Genomic DNA, 19266 nt, shown 5'->3' on the forward strand with positions numbered 1-19266 from the left:
GAGGAAGAATGATGATCAATGTCGGGGTGATCGGGTTCGGGCTGGCCGGCAAAAGCTTCCATGCGCCGCTGGTCGATGCGGTCGAGCGGCTGAAGCTTGCAGCAATCGTTACGTCGCGCAGCGACGAAGTCGCCGAGACCTTTCCCGGCGTAACCGTGGTGCCGACCGCGGAAGCGCTGATCGCCGACCCCTCGATCGATCTGATCGTGATCGCCACGCCCAACGAACTGCACGCGCCGCTTGCCAAAGCCGGGCTGGAGGCGGGCAAGCATGTCGTGATCGATAAGCCCTTCGCGGTCGACCCGGCCGACGGCGCAGCGCTGATCGAACTTGCGGCCGCGCACGGCCTGGTGCTGTCGGTGTTCCACAATCGGCGCTGGGACGCGGACTTCCTGACGGTGCTCGACGTGCTGGGCGGCGGCGCACTGGGCGAGGTGATGCTCGCCGAGCTACGCTGGGACCGGTTCCGCCCGGCGATCAAGCCCGGCTGGCGCGAGGCGACGGTGGAGCAGGGCGGCGGCATGCTCGCCGATCTGGGGCCGCACCTGATCGACCAGGCGCTGCAATTGTTCGGCACGCCGGAGGCGATTACCGCCGATATCGCCGCGCAACGCCCGGATGTGGTGGTCGACGATTATTTCGAGCTGACCCTGCATTACGGCGCGCGGCGTGTGATCCTGTCGGCTTCAACGCTGGTGGTGGCGCCGCGCCCGCGTTTCTCGCTGCACGGAAGCGCGGGCAGCTTCGTGAAGTTTGGCCTCGATCCGCAGGAAGCGATGCTGCGCGCCGGCGCGAGTGCCAATGACGCCGGCTATGGCGAGGAAGCGCCCGAGGCGTTCGGCACGCTGACCGTCGCGGACGGCCAGCCCGAGCTGGTGCCGTCGATCCGCGGCGACTGGCGGCGTTATTATGAGGGCGTGGCCGATGCGATCCTCGACGGTGCGCCACCGCCGGTCGATCCGGCCGATGCGCTGATGGGGCTGAAGCTGATCGCACTGGCACGGCGGAGTGCCACGGAGGGGCGCAAGCTGGCCGTCTGATCCAGGTCGTGAACCATCGACCGGAATGACGGGATGGGCGGAAAGCACGCATTCGAACGATTGTTGCGATCTCCCTTGAGAACGTTCACAAAGGCGCCTCGTCCCTGCCGACATTGGATGAACATGACGATAAGCGCCACCGCCGCCTCGACCAACGCCACGGCACCGGCGAAGAGTCACTATGTTATTCTCGACGGCCTGCGCGGCGTCGCGTCGCTTCTGGTGGTCGTCTTCCACCTGTTCGAAGCCTATGCCGGCAACAATCCGCAGAAGCAGATTATCAATCACGGCTACCTGGCAGTCGACTTCTTCTTCCTGTTGTCGGGCTTCGTGATTGCCTACGCCTATGACGATCGCTGGGGGCGCATGGGACAATGGGAATTCTACAAGCGGCGATTGGTCCGGCTCCAGCCGATGGTGGTGTTGGGCAGCGTGATCGGCGCGGCATTGTTCCTGTTCCAGGATTGGACCATCTTCCCGAAGATTGCGGGTAGCTCCACCTGGCAGGTCATCCTCGTCATGTTGATCGGCTGCACGATGATCCCGCTGCCCAAATCGGCGGACATCCGCGGCTGGGATGAAACCTACCCGCTCAACGGCCCGGCATGGTCGCTGTTCTACGAATATTGCGCCAATATCCTGTACGCGGTCGGGCTGCGAAAACTGTCCAATCGCGGCCTCGGCGTGCTCGTTGCGCTGTCCGCGGTTGCGCTGCTGCTCCTCCTCGTCCTTGGCAAGCGGGGCGATCTGATCGGCGGTTGGTCGCTCGACGCCGCCGGCCTCACGATTGGCTTTACGCGCGTGATGTTCCCGTTCTTTGCCGGCGTCCTGCTGATGCGGCTCGGCAAGCGGATCCGGCTGCCCGGCGCTTTCTGGCTCTGCAGCCTGATGCTGATCGTCGCCCTGTCACTGCCTCGCTTCGGGGGCACAGAGCGGCTCTGGGTCAACGGGCTCTACGAGGCGGGCTGCGTGATCGTGCTATTCCCGTTGATTGTTGCGATCGGCGCTGGTGAGAAGCGGATTGACGGGACGTCGGTACGGGTCGCGCGGTTCTTCGGTGACTTGTCCTATCCGCTCTACATCACGCATTACCCGCTGATCTATATTTACACTGGTTGGGTGATCGATCGAAAGGTCCCGCCCTTACAGGGGGCATTGGCTGGACTGGGCGTGTTCGTCGTTGCCGTCACGCTGGCGTACGGGTCGTTAAAGTTATTCGATGAGCCGGTCAGGCGCTGGCTCGCGTCGAGGTTTTTGACCAGGCGAACCTAGGTCGCAATGCCCGCTATCGGGCGGCATGGCCCCATCGGTTCTCGAAAATCGGCATCGCGCTAGACCAGTCGTGCGGCCTGCTTCCGGAAGCGGATCCGTTACGTGGCTATTTCGTGCCGCCCGGAGACCATCCGACCGGCAATGTGCGTGCAGGGAGCCGAATGGCCCGTTTTTGCGCCACATCGCGCGCGGAAGCGCCAAGTACTACATCGTAACGTCCGGCCGCGATGCGCCATTGACGCCCGGCCTCGTCCCAGGTCGCGAGCAGGCGCGGATCGACCTGCACGGTCACCTGCTTCGAGGCGCCCGGCGCCAATGCGACCTTGGTGAAGCCGCCAAGCCGTTTCGGCGCCTCCCAGCCGGCACCCGCCACATAGATCTGCGGCACTGCCTTGCCCGCGACCTTGCCGGTGTTGCGCACCGTGAAGCGCACGCTGACGCCGTTGCCGGAGGGCGCTGCGCTGAGCCCGGTAAAGGAGAAGCTGGTGTAGGAAAGCCCGTGACCGAAGGCGAATTGCGGATCGAGGCCCCTCGCATCATACCATTTATACCCGACCGCAGCGCCCTCGGTATAGGTCGTGTCGCCCTTGTTGGGCTCGGCCGGGTGGGGCAGTTGATCCAGGCTGCGCGGGAAGGTCGCGGGCAGGCGGCCCGACGGATTGACCTTGCCGAACAGCAGGTTGGCGATCGCCGTGCCGCCCTCGGTGCCGGGATACCAGGCCGCCAGCGCCCCCGCGACGCGGTCGATCCAGGGCGTGAGGACCGGTCCGCCCGTTTCCATCACCACGACGGTCTTCTGGTTCGCAGCGGCGACTGCGTCGACCAGCGCATCCTGATTGTCGGAAAGCGTCAGCGGCACGTCGAACGCTTCGCCGGCCCATTGCGTGACGAAGACGATTGCGACGTCGCTGTCGCGCGCCAGCGCCGCGGCTGCCGTCGGATCGCTGCCGTCAGCGAAGCGAACCGTTGCGCCCGGCGCCAGCTTCGCGATCGCGGCGAGCGGGGAGGACGGGTAATACATGATCGGGCCCGGCCAGCTTGTAGGCTTGAGGCCGGGCACCGCATTGCCGCCTCGGGGATAGACCAGCGACGATCCTCCGCCCGCAAGCACGCCCTTGTCGGCATGGCCGCCGATGATCGCGATCCGCTTCGTGGAAGGCGACAGGGGGAGGACGGTGCCGGCGTTCTTGAGCAGGACAGTGCCTTCCTCGGCGTCCTGCCGCGTCACCACGGCATGCGCGGCATAGTCGATCGGGGCTTCGGCGACAGGATGCTCGAACAGGCCGTGCGCGATCATCGAGCGGAGGATGCGCGTCACCATCGCATCGAGCTGCGCGTCGCTCACTGCGCCGCTGGCGATCGCCTTGGCGAGCGGCTCGCCGAAATAGGGCGCGTCGTCGAACGGGAAGCCCGATTCCTGGTCCAGGCCGGCCTTCACCGCGCTGGTCGTGCTGTGCGTCGCACCCCAGTCGGACATGACGTAGCCCGGCCATTTCCAGTCCTTGCGCAGCACCTGGTCGAGCAGGAAGTCGTTCTCACAGGCGTATGTGCCGTTGATCCGGTTGTAGGAGCACATCACCGAGCCGGGATTCGACCGTTCGATCGCGAACTGGAAGGCGAGCAGGTCGGAGGTGCGCATCGCCGCTTCGCCGAGGATCGAATTGCCGGCGAAGCGATCGGTCTCCTGATCGTTGATCGCATAATGTTTCACGGTCGAGATGATATGGTTCGACTGGATGCCGGCGATCTGCGCGCCGACCATCGTGCCGGCGAGCAGTGGATCCTCTCCGCCATATTCGAAGTTCCGGCCGTTGCGCGGCTCGCGCATCAGATTGACGCCGCCCGCCAGCATCACGTTGAAGCCGGATTTGCGCGCTTCTCTGCCGATCATCGCGCCGCCGGCAAAAGCGAGCTCGGCGTTCCAGCTCGCCGCGGTAGCGAGGCCGGACGGCAGGGCAGTCCGCTCGCGCTTCACTGCCGCGCCGCCCTGGGTCGCGACGCCGACTCCCGCGTCGGTCTGCCATTGCGGCGGAATGCCGAGGCGCGGGATGCCGGGAATATAGCCCGCGGAACCGGGGCGCGATTCCTTGGGCGTCAGGAATTTTTTCGACGGAAAGTCAGTGCCGAAATAGCCGAACACCAGGGTCAGTTTCTCTTCGCGGGTCATTCGCCTGACCAGCGCGGCGGCGCGGTTGTCCGGAGAGGGCGCGGCCGCTCGAACCTTTTTCGGCGCGGCGGCGATCGGCGTGCCTGCACTCGTCAACAACGCGACCATCAGGGCCGCTCCACAGGCACGCTTCATCGTCTCTTGTCCTCAGTTCTTGGGAAGTTTGGCCGGATCGTAATTCTGGCCGAAATCGAGCACGAACACCGGCCCGAGATCGATCACCTGCTTGTCCGCGGCGAGATGAGCGGTGGCGCGCATGGTCCCGCCGGCAAAGGCCTTTGTCGCCTTGCCGGAGGCGTAATAGAGCTTCCATTCCTTGTTGATCGTCACGCCGTTGCCGACGAGGTTCTCGTAAGGCGCCGCCACCCCATTCGCACCGATATAGGGAATGGAGGCGGTCTCGCCGTCCTTCAGTTCGGGTGCGCGCAGGTACATCGCGACCAGGATCGTGTCGCCGGCCGCGATCGGTTTCTGGATCGGCGAGCTGGAGCCGACGTCCCAGGCATTGGTGCCCTTGGCCGACACCGTCACGCGGATCACCTGGCCGCCCGGCACGCCGCCATCGTTCAGTGCCTTGGCCTTCTGGTTCGGGCCATAGACCTGCCAGTTGGTGCCGGGCTGATTGACCGCCTTCTTCATGATGTCGTCGGACGCATCGCTTTTCGCCGCCGGGGCCGCCGCCTGTTGCGCGAGCGCCGGCTGGGCCAGCATGGCCGCGCTGCCGGCAAGAAACATCGTCAAAACCTGTCGCATATTGCTCCGCTCCTTTTTGGCCGCCTCGCGCGGCTCGTGTCAGGTCCGCGCCGGTGCGGCCGCGAACGCCTCGGCGAAGGCGGTGCGCATCGGTTTTGGCTTGAAATCGCTGTCATAAGGGCAGGGGCGGCGTTTCGCCCCGTCGCTGCGCGGCTCGAATCCCTCGATCCAGCTGTACCGGTCGCACATGCCCCAGACGAGTACGTCCGAAAGCTGGGGATAGGCGAACATCACATCGAGATAGGCGCGGCTGTAATCGGCCACCGCCCGGTCCCGCGCAGCTATGTCGGCCGGCAGATTATTGTCGCGCACGTCGAACTCGGTGATCAGCAGCTTGTAGCCCATCGCCACGACCTGATCGAGGAAGCGCCGCCAGTCGGCCTGTTGTGTCGAGACGCTGGCGGCGGTGTCGGCCCTTTGCGTGATCAGATGCGACTGGACGCCAAGCGCATCGACCGGAGTGCCGCGCGTCCTGAAGCCTTCGAGCAGGCGGAGCACGCCGGCGCGGTGGTTCGCGTTACCGGGCTCCCAGCTCATATAATCGTTATAGACGAGCTGCGCGTGCGGCGCGGCGGTGCGGGCGGTGTGGAAGGCGAGGTCGAGCGTCGCCGTCGCCCCGCCGATCGCGCGCGACAGTGCCGTTTCGTACAGGCTGGCATCGGCCGGGTTCACGGCTTCGTTGACCACGTCATAGCTGCCGATCTTCGCGCCGTAGCGGGCGCAGACGGTGCGGATATGCTCGGTCAGCACGCGATCGCCCTCGATCGCGGGGTTGGGGCCATAGTCGTGGCTCTCCGCCCAGGCCGGCATCCATTTGGGCTGGTGCCACAGCAGATTATGGCCGCGCACGGCCAGCCCCTTGCTCTCGGCATAGGCGATCATCGCGTCGGGCCGGGTGAAGTCGAACGCCGTCGCGCTCGGGCGGAGGAACTGCCATTTCATCTCGTTCTCGGGAACGAGGATGCCGCAATCGGCCTCGAGCAGCGCGGCATAGGGCGGGTTGGCAAAGGACCCGCGATCGGCGCCGGGCGTGCTCCATGCGTAGGTCGACCCGAAACGCATGCCCCTGGCGCGCGCCGCACTGTTCAGGGAGGCGGTCGGCGATGTCGGGCTCGTGGGTGTCGGCGCGGGCGTTGGGCTGGGCCCGGTCATGGTGCCGGTGGCGGAGGAGGGGCCGCTGCCGGCGCAGGCGGTGAGCACCATCCCGGCCGCGATCATCAGCCCCTCGCGACGCGATATTCCGCTCATCGTCCCTCTCCGCTGCCCCGCCGCAAAGGTCCTGGCGGCCCTGATAGCGGTATCATGATGGCGGTTTGACCAACCTTGTCAATAGGACGTGCGACCCCTTCAGGATGGCGGAAATCCGGGGTCGCGGGGCGCCGGATACGATCTTGCATGCAGATATGGTGCGGAATCGAAATAATAGGCTATTAGCGGACAAGAGGAGACCCAAACTACCGTGAACGAGAAGAACTCCCGCCGCCGTAGAACGGCACCGACGATCAGAGACGTTGCTCGCATGGCCTCGGTTTCGTCCATGACCGTTTCCCGAGTCATCAATGGCGAAGCCAATGTCCGCCCGACGACGCGCGATGCGGTCAATGCCGCCATTGCTGCGCTCAGCTATTCGCCCAACCCCGCCGCACGCAGCCTTGCCGGCGCGGCGCCGGTTCGGATCGGCCTGCTCTACAGCAACCCGAGCGCTGCCTATCTCAGCGAGTTCCTGGTCGGCAGCCTGGACCAGGCGAGCCGCAGCGACGTGCAGCTGATCATCGAGAAATGCGAGCTCGGCGACCACGAGATCGAGGTCGCCAAACACTTGATCGACAGCGGGATCGACGGACTGATCCTGCCGTCGCCGCTGTGCGATTCCCCCAAGCTGATCAAGACGATCGCCGATGAGGGCGTACCCGCAGTGCTGGTCGGCAGCGGCCGTCCCGCCGAGGAGTTGAACGCGGTCAGCATCGACGAATATTCGGCGGCCTATTCGATGACGGGCCATATCGTCGCGCTGGGGCATCAGCGCATCGGGTTCGTCGTCGGCAATCCGGAGCAGACCGCCAGCGACGAGCGCTTGCGCGGCTATCGCGACGCCCTGGCCAAGGCGCATATTGCGGTCGACGACGCGCTGATCGTGCAGGGGCTGTTCACCTATCGGTCGGGCCTGGATGCGGCAGAGAAGCTGCTCGATGTGGTCGATCCGCCGACCGCGATCTTCGCCAGCAACGACGATATGGCGGCCGCCTGCGTTGCCGTGGCGCATCGCCGCGGGCTCGACGTGCCGGGCGACCTGACGGTGTGCGGCTTCGACGACACGACGCTCGCGACCGCGATCTGGCCCGAACTGACCACGATCCACCAGCCGATTGCCGACATGTCGCGCGCGGCGGTGGAGATGCTGGTCTCGACGATTCGCCGGCCGCGCGCGAACGACGACAGGCAGCAGCATGTCGTGCTCGATTTCACGCTGGTCCGGCGTCAGTCGGACGCGGCACCGCGGCGTCGGCCGCCCTCGCGATCGGCCCGCCCGGCCTGATTTTCCGTTAGCGGTAACAGTCCTGCGCTTGCGGATGGTGGCGCGTTGTCGAGCTTGGAGCTAACAGGTTGCCATGTCTTTCGATGTCAAACCTGTGACCGACACCCGCGTTGCCGAGCGCCCGGCGGTCGATGCCGAAACCTTCGCCCAGGAGATCGCGCCGAGCTACGCGCCGGTCGTGTTGCGCGGGCAGGTGGCGGATTGGCCGGCGGTTGCGGCCGGCAGGCGCGGCGAGCGGGCACTGGCCGAATATGTCGCCGGCTTCGCGGGCGGCAAGCCGCTCGAGGTGCTGCTGGGACCGCCGGAGATCGCGGGCCGCTTCTTCTACCGCGACGACATGCGGGGCTTCAACTTCACCCGCCAGCAGGTGCCGCTGGGGGCATTGATGGGGCAACTGCTCCACCTGGCCGAGGAGGGGGCGGCTGATCCACCGGCCATCTATGCCAATGCCGCCGCGGCGCCCGATCATCTGCCCGGCTGGGGCGAGGCGAACCAGCTCGACCTGCCCGCGACCGGCGCGACGCCGCGGGTATGGATCGGCAATGCGACGCGCGTCGCGACGCACTACGACGCGTCGCCCAACCTTGCCGCGGTGGTAGCGGGGCGGCGGCGCTTCACCCTGTTCCCGCCCGAGCAGGTGGCGAACCTCTATGTCGGCCCGCTCGACCGCACCCTGGCGGGGCCGCCGGCCAGTATGGTCGACCCCGACGAGCCCGATCTGGAACGCTATCCGCGCTTCGCCGAGGCGTTGCGCCATGCCCAGGTGGCCGAGCTCGGGCCGGGCGACATGCTCTTCATCCCGGCGATCTGGTGGCACCATGTCCGCGCGTTCGATCGGATCAACGTGCTGGTCAATTATTGGTGGGCCTATGACACCTCGGCCACGCCGTTCGTCGCGATGGTCCATGCGTTGATGAGCATTCGCGATTTGCCGCCGGCGGAGAAGCAGGCGTGGAAGGCATGGTTCGACCATCTCGTCTTCGGCGAGGACGCCGCACGGGCAGGCGATCATTTGCCCGAGCATGTCCGCGGCGTGCTGGGCGCGCCGGGCAAGGAGCGGACCGAGCGGATCCGGGCCTATCTGCTGGGGATGTTGTCGGCGCGGAGCTAGGAATGTCGCTACGGGCCCTCTCGCCACCAACCCTGGGCCGGCCTAGTCTGCGAGGATGCTAAAACATCTTCTGGCTGCCGGCGCGGCTATCCTCTGCCTGTCAGCACCCGCAGCGGCGCAGCAGATCGCCGATCCAGCCTATGCGCCAAAGCTGGAGGCCCCCGCCTATACCGAACAGGGACCGAGCGTCGCGATCGACGACGCACACAGGAATTTCCATACGCTGGAAGGGCGGTACGCACCGTTCGGCAAGCTGCTGGAGGCAGACGGTTACAAGGTTTCCGCCCTCACGATGCCGCTGTCGGCCGAGGCGCTGGCGACGGTGACTGTCCTGGTGATTGGCAATGCCCAGTCGGCACCGCCCGAGACGTCGGCCTTCACGCTGGAGGAGATCGCCGCGACTCATGCTTGGGTCGAGGCCGGGGGATCGCTCCTGTTGCTCGCCGACCATGCGCCGTATGGCGGCGCGGCCGCCGATCTGGCGCGCAGCTTTGGCGTGGAGATGGGGCAGGGCTATGTCGCCGCGCATCAGGAGGGGAAGGTTACCTTTGCCATCGATTATTCCGGTCAGCAGCTTGGCGACCATGTCATCTTCCACGGCCGCAGCGAGAAAGAGGAAGTCCGCCAGGTGCGGACCTTTACCGGCCAGTCCCTCAGCGTTCCCGATGGCGCCGTCGCACTGCTCGGCTTGCCGGCGGACGCGATCGAGGTCGCGACCCCATTGGAAGCAGGAGCGCTATTGAAGGGCGAGACGCCACCAGGCAGGGCGATGGGCGGAAGAGCTCAGGCGGTCGCCATGACGCTAGGCAAGGGCAGGGTAGTGATTGCTGGAGAGGCAGCGATGTTCTCGGCCCAGACGGTATCACGTCCCAACCAGCCGATCAGGTATATGGGCCTGACGGTCGCCGACGATCAGCAGTTCGCGCTCAACACGCTGCACTGGCTGTCGCATCTCATCGACTGACGCTCAACGATCGAGCAGGAAGCGATAGCGACCGGTTAGTTGGTGCGTGAACAGCGCGTCCTCCTCGCGCGCGCCGGCGCCGATATTGTGGATGACGGCCCAGCTCCCGCTCCGGCCGCGCCGATCGGAGACGAGGCCGATATGCGGCAGGGTCCCGCCGATCAGGCAGGTGAAGATATCCCCCGGCCGCCAGCCTTCAGCCGATACGGGCAGGGGCAGGCGCGCACCCTTGCGGGCCAGGAAGGTCTGCAGATTGGGGACGCGGCGATGGTCGATGTTGCGATCGGGCCCGCGCAGGCCCCAGCGGCGCGGATAGGCGGAAAAGGCCGCGCGCATATCGGCATTGACCAGCGCCTGCAGATCGATGCCGAACGCATCACGATAGGCGCGGATCAGCACATCGGTGCAGACGCCCCTGGTGCGCGGTACATCGCCGCCCGGAAAACCGAGGCGGCTATACGCCGAGTCGTACTGCAGCGTGACGCCGATCTGAGCGCGCGCCGCGCCGATCAGCATCGCTGCTGGGCGGGCGGGCGGTTGCGCTTGCGCCGGTACGGCGGCGAAAGCACCCAGCCCGAGCAGCATGGTGCGGCGGTCGAGGGTAAAATTCATGTCCAGAGGATACGCCCAATTCCGGCGGCGTCACAGTCAATCGAGCGACTGCAGCTCGATCTTCTTGAACTCGACCGGGTTACCCTCACTCTGCAGCGCGATATAGCCACGACGCAGCGTCAATATTCCTCCCGCCGCCGCGACGAGCGGCTTTGCGTCCGCGTCGTCAGGGTCGAGCTGGGGATTGGCGTAGCGCAGGACGATTTTTCCGTTGATGCGATGCGTGATCTGCCCGCTCGGAAGAACCTCGAGTTCGGCGTGGACCCAGCGCCCGAGAGGTATCAGCGGCGAGGACGAAAGGATGCAATGCCGGGGATCCAGCTTCCCGGCTATCTCCACCGTCGTGCCAGGCGTGCAGACATTGGCGGTTGGCTCCCGCACGGCGCGCGGAACGGCAAGCAACTGCATCTCGAGGCTGACGGGGAATGCCTGATCGCGCCGCATCGTTTCGGGCGCCTGGGCGTGGAACATCAGGCCGCTGTTTGCCTGCTGCCATATCTTCACACCCGGCAGGGGCTCGCCGAACAGGCGATACTGGAAGCGCAGGCGATAGGCATGCATCGGCGCCCTCCAGAACAGGTGGCCGAACTCGCCCTCGAAACGCGGATAGCCGGCATGGGACACGCGAATCGCGCCGTTCTTCACGATGAACATGCCGCGCGGATCCTCCCCGACCGCGCGGCCGGTAATCTTCGGCGTCCAGCCATCAAGTGTCCGGCCGTCGAAGATCGACTGCCATCTGGGCTCAGGCGCTGCTCCGGCCAGTGCCAGCATCGGCAGCAGCAACCATGCCTTTGCTACGGGTCCGATCGGATGTGCCCTGTTAGTCATCGACGTTCCTCGTCCAAATAAGCGGACACCCAGAACAAAGGGGCGTTCCAGTTGATCGCCACTTCGTTCAGCGCATAGGCGTGCACATCGTCGCGCCAGCACCGTTGCGGCGCACATTTGCCCTTCAGCGTCCTGGCGACGTCGTCCACCAGCGACGTCGAGTTCGGCCCGCCGGAGAGAACGCCTGGCGGCGGCCCCGGCAGTTTCGGGTCGAGCGAAGGTGCCCAGAAGCGATGGTGCGGGTTGCGCATCGGGTTGGCGCCAAAGCCGCTGACATAGCTCTGGTCGAGCGGGTTGCGGCCGAGGATATAGTCCATCGCATCGACCACCCCGGTCCGGTAACGCGCCTCGCCGGTGAACTGACCGGCGAGCGAAAGGAGGATCGCCCGGTTGAGGATGTTGGAGTTGGAGCCCCAGGGATAGGCCATGCCGCCAAAGGGAATGCGGTAGCCCGAGCCCTTTTCTTCGGCGAGGAAGCGGTCAGCCGCCGCGACGATCAGGGCGCGTTGCGATCCGAGTTCCTTCGTCGTCAGCGTGTTGGGCACGGTCGCCAGCGTGATCGTGCCGAGCGCTGCCGTATTGGGCCAGCCCGGTTCGCTGAGCGGGGCGGAAAAGGGTGCCATGCGAGTCGCCGCGTCACGATATGCCGGCTTGCCGGTGGTCACGAACAGCTCGGCCGTTGCCCAATAGAATTCGTCGGCCAGGGTGCGATCGCCATAGCCGCCGCTGCCGGTGAAGGTGTCGGGCGCGTATACGTCGGGATTGCGCAATGCGGCGTTGAAGGCGCGTTCGCTGGCGCTGAGGCAGCGCGCGGCGAAGGCCGGGTCGATCTTGCGCCAGATCCGCGCACATTGCGCCGCGGTTGCGGCGAGGTTGAGGGTCGCGCCGGTGCTGGGCGGATAGAGCAGGCGGGGCTGAGGATCGTCGGCCGGCTGCATCGGCAGGCCGGTCCATGCCCGGTCGGCGACCTTGTGGTGCGCCATGCCGGATGCGTCGATCTCGGTGAAGGCGAGCTTCGCGCCGGGCGCCTGCGGGCCAACGGGGACGCGGATATGCTTGCCCTCGGGCACCTGCATGGCGAGCATGAAGCGCATCTGCCAACGCGCTTCGTCGAGCAGGTCGTTCACGCCGTTGCCGGCCTCGGACAGCCTGGCCTTGCCGTCTGCGAAGGGGGAGGGGCCGGTCTTCGCCGCCTCGCGCTCCGCGACATTTTGCAAGGTCCACAGCGCGATGCCGCCGTTGACGACATATTTGCCGTGGTCGCCGGCATCGTACCAGCCGCCGGTCACGTCGAGGCTGTAATCGCAGCCGGGCCAGTCATTGCCCTTGTCGTCCTTGCCCGAGAAGCAGGGGGCGATTTCCTTCGGATGGCCCGCAGGGCGTGCCCAGGGCGCACCTCCGGCATAGCGCGCCTCGATCGGGATTCCGGCGCGGGTCTGGTAGAAATAGTTGAGCGCGGCATATTTGAGCGGGGCGTAGATACCGCGGGCGATGGGAAAGGGACGGCTGTCGGTGTCGCCAACCCTGAGTCGATAGGTGCCGGGCGCCCTGACGCTGCCGAAATCGACTTCATGGACGTGATCGCCCGAGGCGGCGTCGTTGCCGGTGACCAGGGTCTGGCCTTGCGCGACGGTGGCGCCGCTTGCGTCGAGCAGGCGCCAGGGCAAGGGTGTGATTGCCGGATCGGCGACGATTGCGCGTTTGGGCTCGTCGGGTTCGAAGCCGAGCTGGTTCAGGTGGATTCCGTTGGGCGGGGCGTCGGCCGATAGTGACGGGCTCGCGACTACAAGCGCGGCTGCTGCTGCCGCATGGATCATGGCCCGCACCTCAGGCCGCGGCGCAGTGGCGATTGATGAAGTCGCGGTGGCTCGGCATATAGCCGACCGAGGCGGCGATGGTCTCCTGGATGTTGGTCAGCCGAGCCCGCAGCACCTCCGGGCTCAGCGTGTCGGCAACCGGATCGTGCGTCGCGGCTTTCATGCACTGGCCATTCATCACGGCGAACCAGCTCGTCTCGTTGAACAGCTCGTCATCGTCACGGAAGGTACGGCCATATTCCTCGAAGCAGCGCATCTTCTCGTTCAGCCGATCGGGGATCTCCATCGTCCGGCAATAGTTCCAGAAGGGAGAATCATCGCGTTCCGTGGCGTGGTAATGGAGGATGATGAAGTCACGGATCTGGCGATACTCGTTGAGTAATATGCGGTTGTAACGGTCGATTGTGCCTGGCGCGAAGCTGCGGTCGGGGAACATGCCCATCAGCCGGGCGAGGCCGCTCTGCACCAGCCAGATACTGGTCGATTCGAGCGGCTCCATGAAGCCGGATGCGAGACCCAAAGCGACGCAGTTCTTGATCCACATCTTCTGCCGGTGACCGCTCTGGAACGGGATCGCGCGCGGCTCTGCCAGCGCCTCGCCGTCGAGATTGGCGAGCAGGATCGCGGTCGCCTCATCCTCGCTCATATAGTTGGTCGAGAAGACATGGCCGTTGCCGATGCGGTGCTGCAACGGGATGCGCCATTGCCACCCGGCGGTGTGAGCGGTCGCCCGCGTATAGGGGCTGAAATGCGATCCGTGCGCGCAGGGCACAGCGACGGCGCGATTGCAGGGCAGCCAGTGCGACCAATCCTCGTATCCGCCGCCCAGTGCCTGCTCGATCAGAAGGCCGCGGAAACCGGAGCAGTCGATGAACAGTTCGCCCTCGACGCGCGTGCCGTCCTCCAGCACGACCGCTTCGATGAAGCCGTCGCTGCCGCGAAGCGCAACATCGACGATCTTGCCTTCCTGACGGACAACACCGCGCGCTTCGGAATAGCGCCGCAGATAGGGGCCATAGAGCGACGTATCGAAATGATAGGCATAAGCGATCTCGCTAAGCGGCGAGTTCTTGCCATTGTCGATCGAGCGCATGAACTTCGCCTGCTCGCCGGCGAGTGCCTGGAGCGAATATTCCTCGATCGGCCTGGCGTCGCCGGCATGGTGCGCGCGCAGCCAGTGAGCGTGAAACGATACCCCCGCCATATCCACGCCGAACTTGCCGAACGGATGGAAATAGGTGCGGCCGAGCTTGCCCCAATTCACGAACTCGATGCCGAGCTTGAAGCTGCCTTGAGTCTCGCGCAGGAACTCGTCCTCGTCGATGCCGAGCATGCGGTTGAAGATCGCCATTTGCGGGATCGTCGCCTCGCCCACGCCGACGATGCCGATCTGGTCGGACTCGATCAGGGTGATCTCGGTATAGTCAGTGCTCAGCAGCTTGGCGAAGGTCGCGGCGGCCATCCAGCCGGCGGTACCGCCGCCGACGATGACGATCTTGCGGATGCGATTGTCGGTCATGCGGTCTTTCTCGTGACGGAAGCGGTGGGAGCGGGGCAGTTGCGCGCGAGCCAGTCCTCGTGGCGCGGCATTGCCTCGGCGGCGCGGCGGAAGACCTCGCGGATGCGGTCGAGCCGCTGGCGGACCAGCGCCGGATCGACGGCGTCGGCGAGCGAATCCCAGCCGGCGGGCATCACATTCTGGCCGAGCAGCACCGCGATCCAGCTCGAATCCGCGAACAGCTCGTCGTCGTAGCGGAAGAAGCGGCCGCGGTTGCGGAACAGGTCGATCTTGCGCTGGAGCGTCTCGGGGATGTCCATTTCGCGCACGCGCCGCCACAAGTCGCCATCGGTACGTTCATTGGCGTGATAATGCAGGATCACGAAGTCGCGAACCTGCTCCATCTGGATTTGAGTCTGGCGGTTATATTCGTCGCGTTCGACGGGCGAAAAGTCCCGATCAGGCAGCAGCGCCATCAGCTTCGATACGCCAGTCTGGATCATGTGGATGCTGGTCGACTCCAACGGTTCCACGAACCCGGACGCGAGGCCGAGCGCGACCACATTGCGGTTCCAGGCCAGCTTGCGGCGGCCGGCCTCGAACCTGATCAGCATCGGATCGCGCAACGGTTCGCCGTCGAGATTGGCCATCAGCGTCGCGGCCGCCTCGTCGTCGCTGATATCGTCGCTGCAATAGACATAACCGTTGCCCACACGGTGCTGCAGCGGGATGCGCCATTGCCACCCAGCACGACGTGCGGTCGACCTGGTATAGGGTGTGATCTCCCTGCCTGGGTTTGCAGACGGCACCGCCCAGGCCCGGTCGCATTGCAGCCAGTGCTTCCAGGATTCGAAACCGGTCTTGAGCGCGCCCTTGATCAGCAGCCCGCGAAAGCCGGTGCAGTCGATGAACAATTCGCCCGTGATACGGCGGTCGCCCTCAAGCGCGATCGCATCGACATGACCGTCTTCGCTGCGCAGCAATACATCGACGACCTTGCCTTCGGTCCGCACCACCCCGCGCGCCTCGGCATAAGCGCGCAGATAGGCGGCGTAGAGCGACGCGTCGAACTGATACGCGTAGGTGAGGCGCGACAGCACTGAGGCGGGATCGGCGACCGGCGTGGTGTACCGCCCGAGCTTCTGCGCAGTGGCGCAGAGATTATAGTCCTCGATCCAGCTCGCCTTGCCCTCGGCATAGAGCTTTCGCCAGTAATGGTGGAATTTGACGCCCTCGATATCGAAGCCGAATTCGCCGAACGGATGCGTGTAGCGGTGCCCCTCGCGCGTCCAGTCGATGAAATCGATGCCGAGCTTGATCGTACCCTGAGTCTTCGAGAGAAAGTCGTTCTCATCGATTCCGAGCAGGCCGTTGAAGTTGCGGATCGGCGGGATCGTGGCCTCGCCCACGCCGATCGTGGCGATCGCGTCGGATTCGACGAGGGTGACCGAAACGCCGGTGCGGACAAGTCGCGACAGGGCGGCGGCCGCCATCCAGCCGGCAGTGCCGCCGCCGACGATGACGATGCTGCGGATCGGTTTCGGCGCACTCATGCGGCAGCGCCACGCGGCGGGGCGCTATAGGCACGACGGAGATACTCGCCGTGTGGCGGCATGGCCTTCACCCCGGCGATGATCGCCTCGCGCAAACGCGCGAGATGCTGTTCGATACGCTCGACCGGTATGCTGCCCGCCAGCGCGTCATGGCGGCGCGGGTGGAGGCCCTGGGCGTCGAGCAGGCCGATCCAGTCCGCTTCCTCGAACATGTCGTCGTCAAACATCGGCATGCGCCCGGCGCTGGCGAATTGGGCAACCTTGTAGGCAAGGCGGTCGGGCGGGCGGATCGAACGAACCGCATTCCAGAAGGGGTCGGCAAGGCGGCCGTTGGTGGCATATTGCGCGATCAGGAAGTCGCGGGCGCTTTCGGTCTCGTTGATCGTCATGCGATTATATTCGGCTGACTCGACCGCTGCCTCCGGTGAATCGGGGAACAGGGTGACGAGCCGTGCGAGCGCGCTTTGCACGAGGTGAAGCGCGACCGGGTGTAGCGGCTCCAGGACGCAGGCGGCCGCGCCGATAGCGACGCAGTTGCGATACCAGGGCGCGGCACGGCGGCCATTCTCGAATGCAATAAGATGCGGCAGCTCGCCGCCCTCGACGCCGAGGGCTGCGGCACCGCCTGCATCGCCGAAAGCGCTGCTCCAGCACAGCAGGCGCCCGGCCTCTCCCGCAAGCGGCGTACCGCTGCGCCAGCCATTGGCCAGCGCCTCGACATGGCCGAGCGGCGGCGGATCCGACGGATCCGGGACCAGAACGGCCATTGCCTGATCGCATGGCAACCATTGCCGCCAGCTTTCGAAACCGACGCCGAGCGCGGCCTCGCTCAGCAATGCGTCGGAACCGGTGGCATCGACGAACAGCAATGCCGCGAGGGAGTCGCCGTTGGCGAGTTCGAGCGCCGCTATCTCGCCCGAGGTGCCCAACAGCGCCCGGCGGAAAGGCGCGGCGGCGGCGCGGGCGCCATGCGCCTCAGCGGTCGCGCGCATCGCCGCGAGATAACCCCAGGCGTCGAGATGGAGGCCATAGGCATAGTGCGATGATATTGAGTGCTGGTCAGTCGAGGGGCGCGCGAAACGCCCCGCTTGGGCGGCGATCGCGGCGATCGCATAGTCCGCCGCCCTGACCGGGCGACCCAGTTGCCGCAAGCGGGTCAGCAATTGGTGGAAGGCGACCGGACCGAGCGGCGCGCCGACCGTGCCGAAGGGGAGGAAATAGGCCGAGTCTCGTTCGGCCCAGCCGGCAAAGGCGACGCCCAGGGAAAAGCTGCCGCGGGTGGCGCGCAGGATGAGGTTCTCGTCGATGCCGAGGGAGTCGTGGAACGGCCTGATCGACGGCAGCGCGGTCAAGGTCGTGCCGAAATCGCCAAGGCCATCACCATCGCGATCTGTCTCGACGACGATGACGCGATAGTGCCGGCGCGGCAGGCGACGGGCGAGGGTGGCGGCCGCCATCCAGCCTGCAACGGTACCACCCAGGATCGCGACCGTGCGCATCTCGCCGACCGTCATGCGCGCACCGGATCGGCAAGGCCAGAAAGCTGACGGAGATAGGCGGCATGATCGGGCATCGTCTCGGCGGCGTGGCGGAATGCGACCATCATGGCCTCGGCGCGGGCGGCGACCTCATCGATCGGCAGTGCCTCGACCAGCGGGCTGACTCGTTCAGGTTCGATGCGCTGGCCATAATAGACGGCGAGCCAGCTCGGCTCGAGGAACATGCCCTCGCGATATTTCACGACGACGCCGCGCTCCCGGAAGGCTGCCATTTTGTAGATCAGCGAGTCGGGCAGGCTCATCGTCCGGCAATGGTTCCAGAAGTCGGTGTCGGTCCGTTCCGTCGCGCAATAATGCAGGATCAGGAAGTCGCGGACCCGCTCATATTCGACCCCCATCGAGCGATTGAACTCCGCGGCGTCGAGCGGATCCCAGCCGTCGAGCGGCAGCAGTTCGATCAGCTTGGTGATACCGAGCTGGATCAGATGGATGCTGGTCGATTCCAGCGGTTCCAGGAAGCCTGAGGACAGGCCGATCGCGACGACGTTGCCGAGCCACTGCGCCTTGCGCTTGCCGGTGGCGAAGCGCAGCAATTTGGGCTCGGCCAGCGCTTTGCCCTCCAGGTTCGTCATCAGGATATCGCGCGCCGCATCGACGTCCGTGAACGCAGTGCTGAAGACATGGCCGTTGCCGACGCGATGCTGCAGCGGAATGCGCCATTGCCAGCCGGCGTCGCGTGCCGTGGCGCGGGTATAGGGGGTGAGCGGCCCGCCATGCACGCAGGGCACCGCGAGCGCGGCGTCGCAGGGCAGCCAATGAGTCCAGCTCTCATAACCGGCCCTGAGCGTGCCTTCGATCAGCAGGCCGCGAAAACCCGAGCAGTCGACGAACAGGTCACCGGCCAGCTCTTCGCCGCTTTCGAGCGCGACCGAGCGGATAAAGCCGGTTTCACCGTCCTGGCCGACCGACATCACCTTGCCCTCGACCCGTCGTACCCCGCGCTGTTCGGCGTAGCTGCGCAGATAGGCGGCGTAGAGGCCAGCATCGAATTGATAGGCGTAGGAGAAGGTCGACTCGATCGTCGACGGATCGGGCGAGGGCGGCGCGAAGCGATCGGCGCGGGCCGCCATGATCGGGAGCGAGAAAGCCTCAAGCGCGGCATTGGTGCGTCCGGCGCGTTTTAGGCGGAGCCAATGCTGGTGGAAGGGCAGCCCGGCGATGTCGCGGCCGAAATCGCCGAACGGGTGGATATAGCTGTCGCCGATCCGCGCCCAGTCGCGGAATTCGATGCCGAGCTTGAAGGTGGCGTTCGTGCGCCGCATGAAATCGGCTTCGTCGATGCCGAGCCGCTGATTGAAGAAGCGGATGTGCGGGACGGTGGCTTCGCCGACGCCGACGGTACCGATCTCTTCCGACTCGACCAGCACGACCTCGATCGGGAGTGCCGAAAGCGCCCATCCAAGCGACGCCGCGGTCATCCAGCCAGCGGTTCCACCGCCGACGATGACGATTCGACGGAGTCGCCTGTCCGAGTCGGCCCGTGCCGCCTGTGCTTCGATCATTGCCCCTCCCTGTGCGTCCGCCGCGACAGATGTGTGTTTCCGATCACACTA

The 19266-nt window shown here is 65.8% G+C and carries 15 protein-coding genes; 5 read left to right on the forward strand and 10 right to left on the reverse strand.

Annotation, left to right across the window (positions count from 1 at the left end; all coding sequences use genetic code 11):
* Positions 1 to 8 precede the first annotated feature (8 nt).
* Positions 9 to 1040 (forward strand): oxidoreductase, encoded by a 1032-nt coding sequence (locus tag WC729_RS13705; RefSeq protein ID WP_372853634.1) that lies wholly within the window; start codon positions 9 to 11, stop codon positions 1038 to 1040.
* A gap of 123 nt (positions 1041 to 1163) precedes the next feature.
* Complete coding sequence (locus WC729_RS13710; protein ID WP_372853637.1) at positions 1164 to 2312, forward strand: acyltransferase family protein; 1149 nt, start codon at positions 1164 to 1166, stop codon at positions 2310 to 2312.
* A gap of 106 nt (positions 2313 to 2418) precedes the next feature.
* Here the strand turns inward: WC729_RS13710 and WC729_RS13715 are convergent, their stop codons facing one another.
* Genes WC729_RS13715 through WC729_RS13725 form a run of 3 tightly spaced genes read right to left on the reverse strand, consistent with a single transcriptional unit; the run spans position 2419 to position 6480 of the window.
* Complete coding sequence (locus WC729_RS13715) at positions 2419 to 4614, reverse strand: glycoside hydrolase family 3 C-terminal domain-containing protein (RefSeq protein ID WP_372853639.1); 2196 nt, start codon at positions 4612 to 4614, stop codon at positions 2419 to 2421.
* A gap of 12 nt (positions 4615 to 4626) precedes the next feature.
* Positions 4627 to 5232 (reverse strand): hypothetical protein, encoded by a 606-nt coding sequence (locus tag WC729_RS13720; protein WP_372853641.1) that lies wholly within the window; start codon positions 5230 to 5232, stop codon positions 4627 to 4629.
* A 39-nt stretch (positions 5233 to 5271) separates the two neighbouring features.
* On the reverse strand, positions 5272 to 6480 hold the full coding sequence (locus WC729_RS13725; protein ID WP_372853643.1) for an endo-1,4-beta-xylanase: 1209 nt from the start codon (positions 6478 to 6480) through the stop codon (positions 5272 to 5274).
* A gap of 211 nt (positions 6481 to 6691) precedes the next feature.
* On the opposite strand from WC729_RS13725, the gene WC729_RS13730 reads away from it, so the two are divergent.
* The 3 genes from WC729_RS13730 (at position 6692) to WC729_RS13740 (ending at position 9843) form a co-directional block, all read left to right on the forward strand.
* A complete protein-coding gene (locus WC729_RS13730; RefSeq protein WP_372853645.1) occupies positions 6692 to 7768 on the forward strand; it encodes a LacI family DNA-binding transcriptional regulator in 1077 nt (358 codons plus the stop codon).
* A 94-nt stretch (positions 7769 to 7862) separates the two neighbouring features.
* On the forward strand, positions 7863 to 8879 hold the full coding sequence (locus tag WC729_RS13735) for a cupin-like domain-containing protein (protein WP_372853647.1): 1017 nt from the start codon (positions 7863 to 7865) through the stop codon (positions 8877 to 8879).
* Positions 8880 to 8934: 55 nt separating this feature from the next.
* The gene (locus WC729_RS13740; protein ID WP_372853648.1) at positions 8935 to 9843 is read left to right on the forward strand and encodes a hypothetical protein; all 909 of its coding nucleotides are present in this window, start codon (positions 8935 to 8937) and stop codon (positions 9841 to 9843) included.
* 3 nt (positions 9844 to 9846) lie between these two features.
* Here the strand turns inward: WC729_RS13740 and WC729_RS13745 are convergent, their stop codons facing one another.
* Genes WC729_RS13745 through WC729_RS13775 form a run of 7 tightly spaced genes read right to left on the reverse strand, consistent with a single transcriptional unit; the run spans position 9847 to position 19215 of the window.
* Positions 9847 to 10455 (reverse strand): DUF1287 domain-containing protein, encoded by a 609-nt coding sequence (locus WC729_RS13745; RefSeq protein WP_372853650.1) that lies wholly within the window; start codon positions 10453 to 10455, stop codon positions 9847 to 9849.
* Between the two features lie 36 nt (positions 10456 to 10491).
* On the reverse strand, positions 10492 to 11286 hold the full coding sequence (locus WC729_RS13750; protein WP_372853652.1) for a DUF1080 domain-containing protein: 795 nt from the start codon (positions 11284 to 11286) through the stop codon (positions 10492 to 10494).
* On the reverse strand, positions 11283 to 13103 hold the full coding sequence (locus WC729_RS13755) for a glycoside hydrolase family 9 protein (RefSeq protein WP_372853654.1): 1821 nt from the start codon (positions 13101 to 13103) through the stop codon (positions 11283 to 11285). The genes WC729_RS13750 and WC729_RS13755 overlap by 4 nt, the downstream gene beginning before the upstream one ends.
* A gap of 10 nt (positions 13104 to 13113) precedes the next feature.
* The gene (locus tag WC729_RS13760) at positions 13114 to 14622 is read right to left on the reverse strand and encodes a tryptophan halogenase family protein (protein WP_372853656.1); all 1509 of its coding nucleotides are present in this window, start codon (positions 14620 to 14622) and stop codon (positions 13114 to 13116) included.
* Positions 14619 to 16154 carry a tryptophan halogenase family protein gene (locus tag WC729_RS13765; protein ID WP_372853658.1) on the reverse strand — a complete coding sequence of 512 codons (1536 nt, stop codon included), beginning with the start codon at positions 16152 to 16154 and terminating at the stop codon, positions 14619 to 14621. The genes WC729_RS13760 and WC729_RS13765 overlap by 4 nt, the downstream gene beginning before the upstream one ends.
* Positions 16151 to 17668, reverse strand: coding sequence for a tryptophan 7-halogenase (locus WC729_RS13770; protein WP_372853660.1), 1518 nt, complete (start codon positions 17666 to 17668; stop codon positions 16151 to 16153). Before WC729_RS13770 ends, WC729_RS13765 begins: the two co-directional genes overlap by 4 nt.
* Entirely contained in the window at positions 17665 to 19215 is a 1551-nt protein-coding gene (locus WC729_RS13775; protein ID WP_372853662.1) for a tryptophan halogenase family protein, read from the reverse strand. Before WC729_RS13775 ends, WC729_RS13770 begins: the two co-directional genes overlap by 4 nt.
* Positions 19216 to 19266: the final 51 nt, after the last annotated feature.

The sequence above is a fragment of the Sphingomonas sp. genome, assembly GCF_041661825.1.
In the GTDB taxonomy this organism is placed as follows: domain Bacteria; phylum Pseudomonadota; class Alphaproteobacteria; order Sphingomonadales; family Sphingomonadaceae; genus Sphingomonas.